Here is a 15217-nt window from a genome sequence, read left to right as displayed (position 1 = left end):
TTGCAAGCACTTAAAGGTCGAGAGGAATATAAAAGGAGACGGAATCAATATTCCGGAGAAGTATATGGCAAGGCAGGATGATATAAATAGTCTTTTTGCACAAACGTCATTTTTGTATGGTGGAAATGCTGATTATATAGATCAACTTTACGCAGAGTATGAAAAAAACCCTACGAATGTAGATTCACAGTGGCGTGCTTTTTTTGAAACCCTTGATGATGATAAAGAAGATGTTCTCAAAAATGCTGAAGGGGCGACATGGCAACGTGATCATTGGCCGCTGAAGGCACATGGAGAGTTGGTTTCTGCTCTTGATGGTGATTGGTCTGCTCTTGAAAAACATTTTCATGATAAATTAAAGAAAAAAACAGCCGCTTTTGTTGATCAAAAGGGAAATAATTCTAGTGAACAAGGTATTATTCAAGCGACGCGTGATTCTATTCATGCATTCATGATGATTCGTGCTTTTAGAACACGTGGACATCTTCGTGCACAGCTTGATCCCCTTCAATTAGCAGAAAAGCGGGAAGATTACAAAGAATTATCTCCAGAAGCTTATGGCTTTACTCCTGCTGATTATGAGCGTCCAATTTTTGTTGATAATGTTTTAGGGTTGGAATATGCAACCGTTCCACAACTCCTTGATATTCTTAACCGTACCTATTGTTCAACAATCGGCATGGAATATATGCATATTTCCGACCCTGCTCAAAAAGTATGGCTTCAAGAACGTATTGAAAGAGACAATAGGCATGCTGCCATTACACAAAAAGACAAAAAAGCTATTCTGGGAAAGCTCATTGAAGCTGAAGGGTTTGAACAATTTTTAGATACAAAATATAAAGGAACAAAGCGTTTTGGTCTTGATGGTGGCGAAGCACTGATTCCTGCTCTTGAACAGATTATTAAATGCGGTAGTGCTTTGGGTGTTCAGGAAGTTGTTTTAGGAATGGCTCATCGTGGTCGTTTGAATGTTCTTTCGCAAGTTCTTGCTAAGCCTCACCGAGCCATTTTTCATGAATTTAAAGGTGGGTCTTATAAACCTGATGATGTTGAGGGATCTGGTGATGTAAAATATCATTTGGGAACTTCATCTGATCTTGAGTTTGATGGTAGAAAGGTTCATTTGTCTCTCTTAGCTAATCCTTCTCATCTTGAGATTGTTGATCCGGTTGTTATTGGAAAAACGCGTGCTAAACAAGATCAACTTGTAGGTCCTATACGAACTGATACTATTCCGTTAAGTGAGCGCTCAAAGATTTTGCCATTGCTCATTCATGGTGATGCTGCTTTTGCAGGACAAGGTGTTATTCAAGAAACTTTCGGTCTTTCAGATCTAAAGGGTTATCGTGTTGCGGGTTCTATTCATGTTATTATCAATAATCAGATTGGGTTTACAACTGATCCGCGTTTTTCACGCTCTTCACCTTATCCATCTGATGTGGCAAAAATGATTGATGCGCCAATTTTCCATGTCAATGGTGATAATCCAGAAGATGTTATTTTTGTTTCAAAAATAGCAACAGAATTTCGTCAAATTTTCCACAAACCTGTGGTGATTGATATGTTCTGTTATCGCCGTTATGGACATAATGAAGGTGATGAGCCCTCCTTTACACAGCCGCTTATGTATAAAGCAATCCGTAGTCATAAAACGACTCTTCAGATATATGGGGATCAGTTAATAGCAGAGGGAGCAGTTTCTGCAGAAGAAATTGAACAGCAAAAAAAGCTATGGCGTGATAAGCTTGAAGCTGAGTTTGAGGCGAGTGCTTCTTATAAGCCCAATAAGGCTGATTGGCTTGATGGAAGCTGGGCGGGTCTTAAAGCTTCTAGTAATGTTGACGATCAATACTCTGGAACGACAGGTGTTGCTTTAAAAACTTTAAAGGAAATTGGTCAAAAACTTGTCGAGATCCCAAAAAATTTTCATGTGCATAAAACCATTCAGCGTTTTTTGAATAACCGTGCCAAAATTTTTGAAACTGGTGAAGGAGTCGATTGGGCAACAGCTGAAGCTTTAGCTTTTGGTTCGCTTTGCTTGGAGGGAGCGCCAGTTCGTCTTTCTGGTGAAGATGTTGAACGTGGTACTTTTTCACAACGCCATTCAGTGCTTTATGATCAAGAAAATGAAGCACGTTACATCCCTTTAAATAATTTACAAAAGGGGCAAGCAATTTACGAAGTTGTCAATTCTATGCTTTCTGAGGAAGCTGTTCTTGGTTTTGAATATGGGTATTCGCTTGCTGAGCCGCGTGGTTTGACGATTTGGGAAGCTCAATTTGGTGATTTTGCCAATGGTGCACAGGTTATTTTTGATCAGTTTATTTCATCTGCAGAGCGTAAATGGCTTCGCATGTCAGGTCTCGTATGCTTGCTGCCTCACGGTTTTGAAGGTCAAGGCCCTGAACATTCTTCTGCGCGTTTAGAACGTTATCTTCAACTATGTGCGGAAGATAATATGCAGGTTGCTAATTGCACGACTCCCGCAAATTATTTTCATATTCTGCGTCGGCAAATTAAACGAGATTTTCGTAAACCACTAATTTTAATGACGCCAAAATCACTTTTGCGTCATAAGCGTGCTGTTTCCTCTTTAAATGAAATGGGGTCAGAAACCAATTTCCATCGTCTGTTGCTTGATGATGCTGAGTGTCTAAAAAGTTCTGTCATTAAATTACAGAAAGATAATAGAATTCGCCGTGTTGTTCTTTGTACGGGTAAGGTTTATTATGATCTTTATGAAGAACGTGAAAAAAGAGGAATTAATGATATTTATTTGCTGCGTGTTGAGCAGCTTTACCCTTTTCCAGCAAAATTTTTGGTGAATGTGTTGTCGCGTTTTTTACAAGCAGAAGTTGTTTGGTGCCAGGAAGAACCCAAAAATATGGGGGCTTGGTCATTTATTGAGCCTTATTTGGAATGGGTTCTGGCACATATTAATTCGCAATATTCGAGGGCACGCTATGCAGGTAGACCTGCCAGTGCGTCACCGGCTACTGGGTTGATGGTACAACATCTTGAACAACTTGCCGCGTTTCTCGAAGACGCGTTAGGTTCTTAATTTATTATTACTCTGACGTATGGAAAAATATTATGACTACTGAAATCCGTGTTCCTACTTTGGGTGAATCGGTCACTGAAGCAACAGTTGGCAAGTGGTTTAAAAAGCTTGGAGAAACTGTGGCTATAGATGAGCCCTTGGTTGAATTAGAAACTGATAAGGTAACAGTTGAGGTTCCTTCACCTATCGCGGGAAAATTATCTAAAGTCATTGCAAAGGAAGGCGATACGGTTGAAGTGAATGCTCTTTTAGGGATGGTTGAAGCTGGAGCTGCTGGCGCTTCTCAATCATTTTCATCTTCTTCCACACCTATTTCAGAAGATGCAACTGTTTCAGTGGCTGCATCTGGATTGGAGAAATCCTCTTCGGGCAGTATGATGCCTCCTGCTCCTTCAGCTGCAAAATTGATGGCTGAAAATAATGTTGCAAAAAATGATATTTCAGGCTCTGGAAAGCGTGGGCAAATTCTCAAAGAAGATGTTCTTAATTATCTAGAACAAGGAGTAAAAGCGTCTTCTCTTGCCCCTACCTCTACCCTTGCACCTGCCCCTACCCCTACTAACGCAGGGCATGAGGAACGGGTTCGTATGACAAAGTTGCGTCAAACAATTGCTCGCAGGCTTAAAGATGCACAGAACACAGCAGCAATGTTAACCACGTTTAATGAAGTTGATATGTCTGCAGTGATGGATTTACGCAAGCGTTACAAGGATCTTTTTGAAAAAAAACATAGCGTTAAGCTTGGTTTTATGGGCTTTTTTACAAAAGCTGTTTGTCATGCGTTAAAAGAACTTCCTGCTGTTAATGCAGAAATTGACGGAACAGATATTGTTTACAAAAATTATGTCAATGCTGGGATTGCTGTTGGAACCGATAAGGGGCTTGTTGTTCCTGTAGTTCGTAATGCTGATCAGATGTCATTGGCAGAAATTGAAAAGGAAATTGGTCGTTTAGGTCGTCTTGCGCGTGATGGAAAATTAACGGTTTCTGATATGCAAGGTGGGACTTTCACCATTACCAATGGGGGAGTTTATGGGTCATTAATGTCAACGCCTATTTTAAATGCACCGCAGTCTGGTATTCTAGGAATGCATGCGATTAAAGAACGAGCGATGGTTGTTGGGGGTCAGATTGTGATACGTCCCATGATGTATCTAGCTCTTTCTTACGATCATCGTATTGTAGATGGGCAAGAGGCTGTGACTTTTCTTGTACGTGTTAAAGAAAGTTTAGAAGATCCAGAACGCCTTGTTCTTGACTTGTAAAAATACAGTTTTCAGGATGAAAGGAAAAATGGATGTCTTATGATGTGGTTGTGGTTGGTGCAGGTCCAGGTGGTTATGTAACGGCAATAAAAGCGGCACAATTGGGGCTGAAAACAGCGATTATTGAAAAGCGTATGACTTTAGGTGGTACGTGTCTCAATGTTGGTTGCATTCCTTCTAAAGCATTATTGCATGCATCAGAAGTGTTTGCTGAAGCACAACATGGGTTTGAAACGATAGGTGTTTCTATTTCAAAACCCAAGCTTAACCTTGAGCAAATGATGGTGCATAAAAAAGCTGTTGTAACAGCCAATACGAGTGGCGTTTCTTTTTTAATGAAAAAGAATAAAGTTGATATTATTTTTGGTACAGCCAAAATCTTAGGTACAGGTAAAATTGAAGTCATTGCTAGGGATGGTCATCAACAAGTGATTGCAACAAAAAGTATTGTTGTTGCAACGGGTTCGGAGAGTTCTGGTATTCCAGGTGTAAATGTTGAAATTGATGAAAAGATTGTTGTATCTTCTACAGGAGCGCTTGCACTTGAAAAAGTACCAACGCATATGATTGTGGTTGGTGCTGGTGTTATTGGTTCAGAGCTTGGCTCAGTTTGGAGTCGTTTGGGTGCTAAAGTTACCATTGTTGAATATCTTAATAAAGTTTTAGGAACAATGGATGGTGAAGTTTCTCGGCAATTTCAGAAATTAATGGAAAAGCAGGGAATTGAATATAAGCTTGGTACGAAGGTAACTGCTATTACTCGATCTGATTCAACTGCTCAGGTGACGTTTGAATCTGTTAAAGGTGGTTCATCTGAAACTTTAGAGGCTGATGTTGTGTTAGTTGCTACCGGACGTTATCCATATACCGAGGGTCTTGGTTTGGCAGAGGCTGGTGTTCAGGTGGACGAGCGTGGTTTTATCGCAATCGATGCAAATTGGCAGACCAATGTTCCAGGAATTTATGCTATTGGTGATGTTGTTAAGGGACCAATGTTGGCGCATAAAGCTGAGGAAGAGGGTGTCGCTGTGGCTGAAATTTTGGCAGGTCAAAGAGGACATGTTAATTTTGATGTCATTCCTAGCGTTGTTTATACCCAGCCGGAAATTGCTAGTGTGGGCAAAACAGAAGAAGAGCTTAAAGCTGCTGGAATTGACTATAATGTTGGAAAATTTCCTTTTATGGCAAATGGTCGGGCACGTGCAATGCAAAAAAGTGATGGGTTTGTTAAAATCCTTGCTGATAAAAAGACAGATCGGGTTTTAGGTGGACATATTCTTGGGTTTGGCGCTGGTGAAATGATTCATGAGATTGCAGTTCTAATGGAATTTGGGGGTTCATCAGAAGATTTAGGACGGTGCTGTCATGCACATCCTACTTTATCGGAAGCCGTGAGGGAAGCTGCTTTGGCGACATTTGCTAGACCGCTTCATATTTAAAAAGAGGATTTTAAAAAAGAAATATAGGGGACTGACTTTTTTATTTTTAAGGTTTTATAGAAACTGTAGATTTAAAAAAAACCGCCTTTTTAGAGCGGTTTTTTTTTGTATCTCTTCTTACATATGGAGTAATTTAAAATTCTAATTTTTTATCTTCTTGTTGTTCTCTTATACAGGTGGTAAGTCCCATATGATCGAGATATTTTAGGAATGGACGTGGTGGCAGTTCTTCTACATTAACCATTGTCTTAACGTCCCATTGATCAGTGGCAATGAGAATTGCTGCAGCGGCAGCAGGTACGCCAGCTGTATAAGAAATGCCTTGAGCTCCAGTTTCATTAAAGGCTTCCTTGTGATCGGCTATATTATAGATAAAAATTTCTCTTGGTTCTCCGTTTTTTTCACCTTTAATAAGATCTCCAATACAGGTCTTTCCTGTATAGTCAGGTGCTAAAGAAGTTGGATCAGGTAATACAGCTTTTACAACTTTTAAAGGAACGACTTCTTGTCCTTCTGCTGTTCTGATAGGCTGTTCTGATAAAAGTCCAAGATTTTTTAAAACGGTAAAAACAGTGATATAGCGTTCACCAAATCCCATCCAGAAGCGAATATTCTGAACGTCAAAATTTTTAGACAATGAATGTATTTCATCATGTCCTGTCATATAAGCTTTTTGCTTTCCAACAACTGGTAAGTCCCATTCATGGCTGACTTCGAACATTTGATTGGAAGTCCATTTTTTATTTTGCCAAGACCATACCTGCCCTGTAAACTCTCTAAAATTAATTTCTGGATCAAAATTGGTGGCAAACCAGCGTCCGTGGTTTCCAGCATTAATATCAATAATATCAATATCAGTTATTGTATCGAAATAATCATTGCGTGCTAACGCGGCATAGGCATTAACAACGCCAGGATCAAAGCCTGCTCCTAAAATAGCGGTTATACCAGCCTTTTCACATTCTTGACGTCTGAGCCATTCATAATTGTTATACCAAGGAGGGGTTTCACAAATTTTTAAAGGATCTTCATGAATTGCAGTATCGATATAGGCACATTTGGTTTCTATACAGGCTGAGAGAACAGACATATTAAGAAAAGAAGAGCCAACATTGATAACAATTTCGCATTTATTTTTTTTGATGAGTTGTACAGTTTCTGCAACATTCATTGCATTGAGTTCATGGCCTTTAAGAATACCTTCCACTTTCATTGCTTTTTTCTCTTTAATTGATGCAATGATTGCTTCACATTTTTTGAGTGTTCGTGAAGCGATATGAATGTCACCGAGAATATTGTTGTTTTGGGCACATTTATGCGCAACAACTTGTGCAACACCTCCAGCACCAATGATGAGAACATTTTTCTTCATTTTGGGGTCATCTCCTTATTATTATTGTAGCATGATAGTTTTTTTGCACGTCATTTTGGTTATGAAAGGCTATTTTTGTAATCGTTATAGCTAAATTGACGCTGAACTGTTAAAGCTCCATTATTTTCTTTAATGACAATGGCTGGCATTGAAACGCCGTTAAACCAGTTTTTCTTGACCATTGTGTAACCTGCGGCGTCTTGAAAAGATAGCCTGTCGCCTATTTTAAGGGGTTCAGTAAATAAAAATGTTCCAAAAATATCGCCAGCAAGACAAGATTTTCCACAAACCATAATTTCATGGGAGCCTTTATTGGGTTCTAATTTAGCATTTTCACGATAAATTAAAAGGTCAAGCATATGAGCTTCTATTGAGCTATCAACGATGGCCAGTTTTTTTTCGTTATATAATGTATCAAGAACGCTCACTTCTAGAGTAGTGCTTTTAGTGATAGCGGCTTCCCCTGGTTCTAGAAAAATGGTGACACCATAGGTTTTTGAAAAATCTTTTAGGCGTTTTGCAAAAGCTTCTAGAGGATAATTTTCAGCCGTAAAATGAATTCCACCCCCAAGGCTTATCCAATCAACTGCGGCAAAAAGTTTTGCAAATTTTTTTTCCATGTGATTAAGCATTTGGTTGAAAAGGCTAAAATCAGCATTTTCACAGTTATTGTGAATCATTAATCCGTTTATTAGGGGCAAAACTTCTTTAATAGCGTTTTGATTGGTTTCTCCTAAGCGGCTAAAAGGACGAGATGGATTTGCAAGATCGAAATTTGATGCACTTATCCCTGGATTTAATCTTAAACCTCGTTGAATATTTTTGGTTGCACTAGCAAAACGTTGAAGCTGTTGGATTGAATTGAAAATAATTTTATCTGCATAACCGCAAGCTTCATCAATTTCATCATCTGCCCAAGCTACGGAATAGGCGTGGGTTTCTTTGCCAAACTTTTCTTTTCCCAAGCGCAGTTCATAGAGAGATGATGATGTGGTTCCATCCATATATTCGGACATCAAATCAAAGAGACTCCATGTAGCAAAGCACTTTAAAGCTAATAAAATTTTTGCTTCTGATATTTCTCGTAAGCGAGCGATAGTTTCCATATTTCTTATAAGTTTAGATTTATCAATAAGATAATAGGGAGTCCTAATCATTGTTTATCCATTTTTTTGAAGGATCTTATTCTTGAAATTCACGTTTAGTATATGGAGTAACAGAATGTCTCAAGCAAATAAAGAGTTGTAAACGAGAATCTATTTTTGTTTAGCGGTGGAGAGACCTTCTACAATTCAAATTTTATTCATTTCTTGTGAGATTCGTATTATGCTTATACTAAAGAGGTTGTGTTATGCTTTCGTTATTGTGCTTGTCGGGAGTGTTTTCATAATAATAACCAATATCACTAGCTCTGCGGAAAAAAGTGACGCTGAGAGTAAAGGATTCTATCAATCTTCAGCCCAAGAAAAGAAGGGTTCTTTGGTTGTTACAGGGCGGAGAGAACTTAATGGTTTTAAAGGTTATCGTACTTATCGGCTTGGTTATCTTAGATACAGCGATAATTGGTGGTATCCCGAAGCAGCATTTATTAAACCTTCATATCTAGATGATTCAGATGCAAAGTCTGTGGCATTAAAAACAGTAGAATCTCCCAAAGGAAGACTTGAAGCTGCTTCTTTAGATAAAAAAGAATCGTTGATGCTTAAACAACATATTAATTTTTGCGTACTGCATTATCGTTCATACAATAAGAGTGATAATAGCTATCAGCCTTTTCATGGCTCACGTAAGCAGTGCTTTTCTCACTTTTTAAAAGGATAAAAGATTAAAGATAAAAATCTTTTAGTTACTTTTTGTGTTATACAGTTTTCTTTCACACAATGGTTGTGGTATTAGAGTTTTATACTTTTAAGTTTTATTAAATCTTATTGTAGTAAATGTGTAGTGGGAAATGATAGTATAAGATTTTTATTTTGTTTATAACAAAATGCTAAGAAAAGAGGGTGGAGTTTAAAGAATGGCAACATGGGAAGCAATGTTAATATTGCTTGTTTTGCTTCCCTTTGGTGGAAGTGTTGTTGTTGGCTTTTTTCGTTCAACAGGGGAAAATCACGAAGCGTGGTTTTCTGGGGTTATCGCGCTTGTCTGTCTTATTTTTACAATAATGCTTTATCCAGCAGTTCGTGGAAATCATCTGGTACGCTTAGATATTTTGTGGCTTCCAGAGTGGGGAAGTAATTTAATTCTTCGTATGGATGGTTTGTCATGGCTTTTTTGTCTTTTAATCACAGGGATTGGGCTACTTGTTGTCGTCTATGCGCGTTATTATATGGATTCCGCAGATTCTGTTCCGCGGTTTTTTTCCTTTTTTCTGGCCTTTATGGGGTCAATGACAGGGATAGTCTTATCAGGCAATCTTGTCTTTTTAGTTATCTTCTGGGAACTAACCAGTATTTTTTCTTTTTTATTGATTGGTTATTGGTATCATAATGCGAGTGCGCGCGAGGGGGCGCGTATGGCTTTAACAATTACAGGTTTTGGTGGTTTCTCCCTCTTTATAGGGGTTTTATTGATTGGCCACATCGTTGGCAGTTTTGATTTGGATAAGGTGCTTCAGTCTGGGGATCTGATCCGGTCAAGTCCTCTTTATAGCCCTATGCTTATTTGTATTTTATTGGGAGGATTAACAAAAAGCGCGCAGTTTCCATTTCACTTTTGGTTACCTAATGCAATGGCGGCTCCAACACCCGTATCATCTTATTTACATTCAGCAACAATGGTGAAAGCAGGATTGTTTTTGCTGGTTCGTTTATGGCCAGTTTTATCTGGAACAGAATCTTGGTTCTGGTTGGTTGGTTTTTCAGGGCTTGCAACGCTACTTCTTGGTGCTTATTTTTCTATGTTTCAGCAAGATTTGAAAGGACTGCTTGCTTATTCAACTATTAGCCATCTTGGATTAGTGACTACGCTTTTGAGTCTTGCTAGTCCACTTGCTTGTGTTGCAGCAATTTTTCATATGGCTAATCATGCTACTTTTAAAGCGTCTTTGTTTATGGCAGCTGGTATTATTGATCACGAAACAGGGACGCGTGATATGCGTAAGCTGTCAGGACTTTTTCGCTTTATGCCTATTACAGGGACTCTGGCTTTAGTTGCGAGTGCAGCGATGGCTGGTGTGCCTTTGTTGAATGGCTTTTTGTCGAAAGAGATGTTTTTTGCTGAAGCTGTTGAAAAGCATATGGAATCTTGGTTAGATTGGATTGCTCCTTATGTGGCAACACTGGCTAGTTTGTTTAGTGTGACTTATTCTGTGCGTTTTATTCATGGTGTTTTTTTAGGGCGAGAGTCTATTGATTTGCCAAAAACTCCACATGAACCGCCGCATTTTATGCGTTTCCCAATTGAACTTTTAGTGTTTATTTGTTTAGCGGTTGGTATTTTCCCAAATTTAACAATAGGCCCCATTTTGGATAATGCAGTCGTATCTGTTTTAGGATCAAAAACTCCTTCTTATAGTTTAGCTGTTTGGCATGGGTTTAATACGCCATTAATGATGAGTTTTATTGCTTTATCAGGAGGTGTGTCACTTTATGTTATCGCGCATCGTTATTTTTTATCCTGTGATGATGGAGCTCCCTTTTTCCGCCACTTGAAAGGACATCGTATTTTTGAACAAATTCTTGTGATTATTTCTTGGAAATGGGCGCGTGCTGTGGAATCTTTTTTGTCAACACGTCGTTTACAACCACAATTACACTGGCTTTTAGTGGTATGTTTTGCATTTGTTGGCATTTTACTTTGGTATGATGGTTTAATTTCAGCTGGTTTGTTACCGCTTTTTCCTCTTGATATTTCTTTTCTTGCTGTGTGGCTGGTCGGTGGATTATGTGCGCTTTTAGTTTCTTGGCAAGCAAAGTTCCACCGTTTTGCATCATTGATGTTCTTGGGAGGAGCTGGTTTGATGGCTTGTACAACCTTTTTATGGCTTTCTGCTCCTGATTTAGCAATAACACAATTGGTCGTTGAAGTGGTGACAGCAGTCTTATTATTGCTTGGTTTGCGATGGTTGCCTAAGCGTTTGCATGATTCTCATTCAGTGTCTGTTAGTTTTTTAGTGCGTTTGCGTCGTGTTCGTGATTTTATTATAGCGGTTTTAGGAGGAGCGGGCATAGCATGGCTATCCTTTGCAGTAATGACACGTCCGCAAGGTACAACAATTTCTGATTTTTTTCTGACACATGCTTATTCTGATGCTGGTGGTCGCAATGTTGTAAATGTTCTTTTGGTTGATTTTCGCGGTTTTGATACACTAGGAGAAATTGTGGTTTTGGGGGTTGTTTCATTGACTGTTTTTGCTCTTTTAAGGCGTTTTCGTCCTGCACCTGAGAGTATTAATGCACCTTCTAAACAACGTATTCAGAAAATTTCTAATATCACACAATCTGAGCGAAGCGTGGGGGATACGGTTTTGGATTATTTAGTTGTTCCTTCTGTTATTATGTGTTGGCTCTTTCCAGTTATTATAGCTTTTTCTGTTTACTTATTCATCCGGGGACATGATTTGCCAGGAGGTGGGTTTGCTGGTGGTGTGACTTTAGCAATAGGGTTTATTTTGCAATATCTTGCGCGCGATATTCGGTGGGTGGAAAGCCACTTGAAAATTTTGCCTTTGCGTTGGATAGGTTGTGGATTGTTGTTATCGTTAATAACAGGGGCGAGTTCTTGGTTTTGGGGGTATCCTTTTTTGACATCTTTTTTTCAATATAATCATTTTCCGTTGATTGGAAATATTCCTATGGCCTCTGCCTTTTTATTTGATTTGGGCGTATTTTCTTTGGTTTTAGGAGCAACTATTCTTATTTTAATTGCACTTGCACATCAATCAATTCGTAGTTATCGAATTGGTAAAAAACCTAATGCAAAAGAGAAGGAAAATTAATGGAAATTATCCTTTCTTTGGCTATAGGTGTTCTTGTTGGATCCGGAATTTGGCTTCTTTTACGTCCACGAACTTTTCAAGTTATTCTTGGGTTGTCTTTGATTTCTTATGGTGTCAATCTATTCATGCTGTCAATGGGTAGACCGCGTAGCAATACTGCACCGATTATTGATCCTTCTACAGTAATTAATCCTGCTAATTATGTCGATCCTCTCCCTCAAGCTTTAGTTTTAACAGCGATCGTGATTAATTTTGCAACGACAGCTTTGTTTTTGGTCATTTTGTTGGTTTCGCGTGGTTTAACGGGCTCGGATCATGTTGATGGGCGTGAGGTGCAGTGATGGAAGCAGGGGCGTATCATCTCCTTATTTTGCCTATTCTTTTGCCACTAGCCACCGGAACGATTCTTCTTTTTTGTGATGAACGGCGTTCGAAACTTAAATCATTGATTAGTATTGCTTCTGCTGGACTGTCTGTTGTTATTGCTGCTTTATTGATTATGCATGTCCTTAAAATAGCACCGGCTTCAGATGTTTACAGGCTTGGAAATTGGCCTTCTCCTTTTGGGATTGTTTTGGTTCTTGATCGTTTAAGCGCTATGATGCTTTTACTTTCTAGTTTGTTGATTACTGCTACGCTGGTTTTTTCTCAGGCTCATTGGTGTAAAGCTGGTTCTCATTTTCAGTCATTGATGCAATTTTTTATGGTTGGAATAAATGGTGCTTTTTTAACGGGTGATTTATTCAACTTATTTGTATTTTTCGAAATTATGTTAACAGCTTCTTATGGTCTTGCTTTACACGGTTCTGGTCAATTACGTGTACGCGCAGGGTTGCATTATGTCGTCGTTAATCTTGTTGCATCATTGCTTTTTCTAATTGGTACAGCACTTATTTATGGCGTCGTTGGTACTCTTAATATGGCTGATTTGGCTGTCAAAATAAAAAATATTGCTTCTCAGGATATTGTTTTATTCGAAATAGGTGCTGCGCTTTTGGGTATTGTTTTTTTACTCAAAGCAGGTATGTGGCCGCTTAACTTTTGGTTGATGCCAACTTACAGTGCAGCGGCAGCACCTGTTGGAGCTTCTTTTGCTCTCTTGAGTAAGGTGGGTATTTATATTATTTTACGTTTAACGCTGTTATGGTTTGGTTCTGAAAGTGGACATTTCAGCCATTTTGGTCATACGATTTTATTTTATGGTGGGCTTATCACTGTAGTTTTTGGTTTTGTTGGTGTATTGGCTAGCCAAATTTTGGTGCGTTTAGTTGCCTATAGTGTTCTTGTATCTTCTGGTACATTATTGGCAGCAATTGGTATAAGCAATGCAGCACTGACAGCAGGTGCACTCTTTTATATTGTCTCTTCTACTTTCGCACTTGGAGCTTTTTTTCTTTTAGCGGAGTTAGTCGAACGCAGTCAAGATGTGGGTGCAAATGTTTTGGCTGTTACAATGGAGGTGTATGGTGATGATGAAGAGGAGGAGGAAGACGAAGTTGGTATCTATTTACCGGTAACCTTGGCAATTTTAGGGGCGTGTTTTGGTATGTGTGCTATTTTAATTATTGGTCTCCCTCCGTTTTCTGGTTTTGTTGCTAAATTTATGATGTTTATGGCAGTTTTAAACTACAATGAAGAAGATATTTTTTCTTCACTGGTTTTACATGACTGGCTTTTTATTATTCTTGTTACCATGTCTGGTTTTGCAGCTTTAATTGCTATGACTCGAGCTGGTATTAGAACTTTTTGGGTTTCTCTTGAAGGTAAGGTTCCACGTGTGCAAGTAATAGAATTTGCGCCTATTGCTGTTCTCCTTGCTTTGTGCTTGCTCATAACAATTATAGCTGCTCCTGTTGGTCATTATATGTCTGAAACTGCTAAAACTTTACATGATCCTCAAAACTATATTGGAAGCGTTTTAACAGATTTTTCTCTCAGAGATAGGGGGGTGAATTGATAAGTTATTTTTGTCCCTCACCTTTTTTCAGTAGTGCTATTGTTTTTATGTGGCTGATATTAAATGGTTTTAATTTAGGACAATTGTTTTTGGGGATTGTGGTTGCTTTATGTTGCGGTTGGATGATGCGATCTCTTGAGCCAGAAAAGATTATTATTAAAAACTGGGGTGCAGTTTTTCGTCTAGTTTTTCGAGTGCTTATAGATTCTATAATTTCAAATATTTCAGTGGCTTGGTTTATTTTAACAAAAAGATCTCGAAGGCAGCGGTCTGGTTTTATTATTGTACCTCTTTTACTTGAAAGTCGCAGTGCTTTGGCTATTTTAGCGTGCATCCTTGCGGCAACTCCAGGAACTGTTTGGGTCGCCTATAATAGCAAAAATGGAGAACTTTTGTTGCATGTATTAAATTTAGAAAATGGATTTGATTACCAACAGTTGATCAAAAAACGGTATGAGCAATTGCTTTTGGAGATTTTCTAATGAGTATGGTGATCCTTTATTGGGGGCTTTTTTTATCACAGAGTTTTTTAAGTTTAGCGATGATGCTTGCATTGTTTAGGTTGATTCGTGGTCCGCGAGCACAAGATCGGGTTGTTGGTCTGGATGCTCTTTATATAATAACTATTCTTTTGTTTCTTACATTTGATATCCGTTCAGGAACAACTATTTATTTTGTCGCGGCTCTTATCATTGGGCTTTTGGGTTCTGTATCGAGTATCGCTTTGTCGAAATTTTTAATTCGTGGGGAAATTATTGAATGAATGATGATATATCGCTTGTCGCTGCTATTGTTATCACTGCTTTTTTAATATTAGGGTCTGGCCTTACACTGATTGGAGCAATAGGCTTAGTACGTTTTTCGAATTTTTATGAACGTTTACATGCGCCTTCAGTCGGCATGACTTGGGGGGCAGGCAGTATTCTCATTTCTTCATTTCTTTATTCAATGCTCATAGATCATCGATTTATTTTTCATGAAATATTGCTAATGATTTTCATGCTTGTGACAGCTCCAGTAACTTCCATGTTGCTATCACAAGCAGCAGCTTATCGGCACTACGTAGAGGATCACTTAAAAAAGCCATTAGCTCTTTTATCGCATCAGGCGGAAGACAAACTATCCTTACCAGAACAAACATCATGCGATGAGAGCCAGTGCGGTCTTTAATAGGCAATATG

At 38.7% G+C, this 15217-nt stretch carries 12 protein-coding genes; 10 read left to right on the top strand and 2 right to left on the bottom strand.

The window, feature by feature from the left end; translation table 11 throughout:
* Nucleotides 1–64 precede the first annotated feature (64 nt).
* From WCP78_RS01085 to lpdA, 3 genes are read left to right on the top strand one after another with little or no spacing between them, the layout of a single operon-like run.
* Nucleotides 65–3064, top strand: a complete 3000-nt coding sequence (locus WCP78_RS01085) for a 2-oxoglutarate dehydrogenase E1 component (RefSeq protein WP_336278670.1) — start codon at nucleotides 65–67, stop codon at nucleotides 3062–3064.
* Nucleotides 3065–3096: 32 nt separating this feature from the next.
* Entirely contained in the window at nucleotides 3097–4329 is a 1233-nt protein-coding gene (gene odhB / locus WCP78_RS01080; RefSeq protein ID WP_336278669.1) for a 2-oxoglutarate dehydrogenase complex dihydrolipoyllysine-residue succinyltransferase, read from the top strand.
* A gap of 32 nt (nucleotides 4330–4361) precedes the next feature.
* Nucleotides 4362–5768, top strand: a complete 1407-nt coding sequence (gene lpdA, locus WCP78_RS01075) for a dihydrolipoyl dehydrogenase (protein WP_336278668.1) — start codon at nucleotides 4362–4364, stop codon at nucleotides 5766–5768.
* A 133-nt stretch (nucleotides 5769–5901) separates the two neighbouring features.
* On the opposite strand, the gene WCP78_RS01070 is transcribed toward lpdA, so the two are convergent.
* Together WCP78_RS01070 and WCP78_RS01065 are read right to left on the bottom strand one after the other, a co-directional pair.
* The gene (locus WCP78_RS01070; protein WP_336278667.1) at nucleotides 5902–7140 is read right to left on the bottom strand and encodes a saccharopine dehydrogenase family protein; all 1239 of its coding nucleotides are present in this window, start codon (nucleotides 7138–7140) and stop codon (nucleotides 5902–5904) included.
* Nucleotides 7141–7199: 59 nt separating this feature from the next.
* Complete coding sequence (locus tag WCP78_RS01065) at nucleotides 7200–8297, bottom strand: carboxynorspermidine decarboxylase (RefSeq protein WP_336278666.1); 1098 nt, start codon at nucleotides 8295–8297, stop codon at nucleotides 7200–7202.
* 169 nt (nucleotides 8298–8466) lie between these two features.
* Here WCP78_RS01065 and WCP78_RS01060 point away from each other — a divergent pair, with 169 nt between their 5' ends.
* The 7 genes from WCP78_RS01060 to mnhG all read left to right on the top strand — a co-directional run bounded on the left by WCP78_RS01060 (nucleotide 8467) and on the right by mnhG (nucleotide 15206).
* A complete protein-coding gene (locus WCP78_RS01060; protein ID WP_336278665.1) occupies nucleotides 8467–8961 on the top strand; it encodes a BA14K family protein in 495 nt (164 codons plus the stop codon).
* A 196-nt stretch (nucleotides 8962–9157) separates the two neighbouring features.
* Entirely contained in the window at nucleotides 9158–12079 is a 2922-nt protein-coding gene (locus tag WCP78_RS01055; RefSeq protein WP_336278664.1) for a monovalent cation/H+ antiporter subunit A, read from the top strand.
* Nucleotides 12079–12420, top strand: coding sequence for a Na+/H+ antiporter subunit C (locus WCP78_RS01050; protein ID WP_336278663.1), 342 nt, complete (start codon nucleotides 12079–12081; stop codon nucleotides 12418–12420). Before WCP78_RS01055 ends, WCP78_RS01050 begins: the two co-directional genes overlap by 1 nt.
* The gene (locus WCP78_RS01045; RefSeq protein ID WP_336278662.1) at nucleotides 12420–14036 is read left to right on the top strand and encodes a monovalent cation/H+ antiporter subunit D; all 1617 of its coding nucleotides are present in this window, start codon (nucleotides 12420–12422) and stop codon (nucleotides 14034–14036) included. Before WCP78_RS01050 ends, WCP78_RS01045 begins: the two co-directional genes overlap by 1 nt.
* Nucleotides 14036–14518 (top strand): Na+/H+ antiporter subunit E, encoded by a 483-nt coding sequence (locus tag WCP78_RS01040; protein WP_336279104.1) that lies wholly within the window; start codon nucleotides 14036–14038, stop codon nucleotides 14516–14518. The genes WCP78_RS01045 and WCP78_RS01040 overlap by 1 nt, the downstream gene beginning before the upstream one ends.
* Nucleotides 14518–14799: a K+/H+ antiporter subunit F gene (locus WCP78_RS01035; protein WP_336278661.1), complete on the top strand. Its 282-nt coding sequence runs from the start codon at nucleotides 14518–14520 to the stop codon at nucleotides 14797–14799. Before WCP78_RS01040 ends, WCP78_RS01035 begins: the two co-directional genes overlap by 1 nt.
* Nucleotides 14796–15206, top strand: coding sequence for a monovalent cation/H(+) antiporter subunit G (mnhG, locus tag WCP78_RS01030; protein ID WP_336278660.1), 411 nt, complete (start codon nucleotides 14796–14798; stop codon nucleotides 15204–15206). Before WCP78_RS01035 ends, mnhG begins: the two co-directional genes overlap by 4 nt.
* The last annotated feature ends 11 nt before the right edge of the window (nucleotides 15207–15217 follow it).

The sequence above is a fragment of the Bartonella occidentalis genome, from assembly GCF_037070875.1.
GTDB lineage: Bacteria > Pseudomonadota > Alphaproteobacteria > Rhizobiales > Rhizobiaceae > Bartonella.
This window is presented reverse-complemented; position numbering and strand designations above follow the sequence as displayed.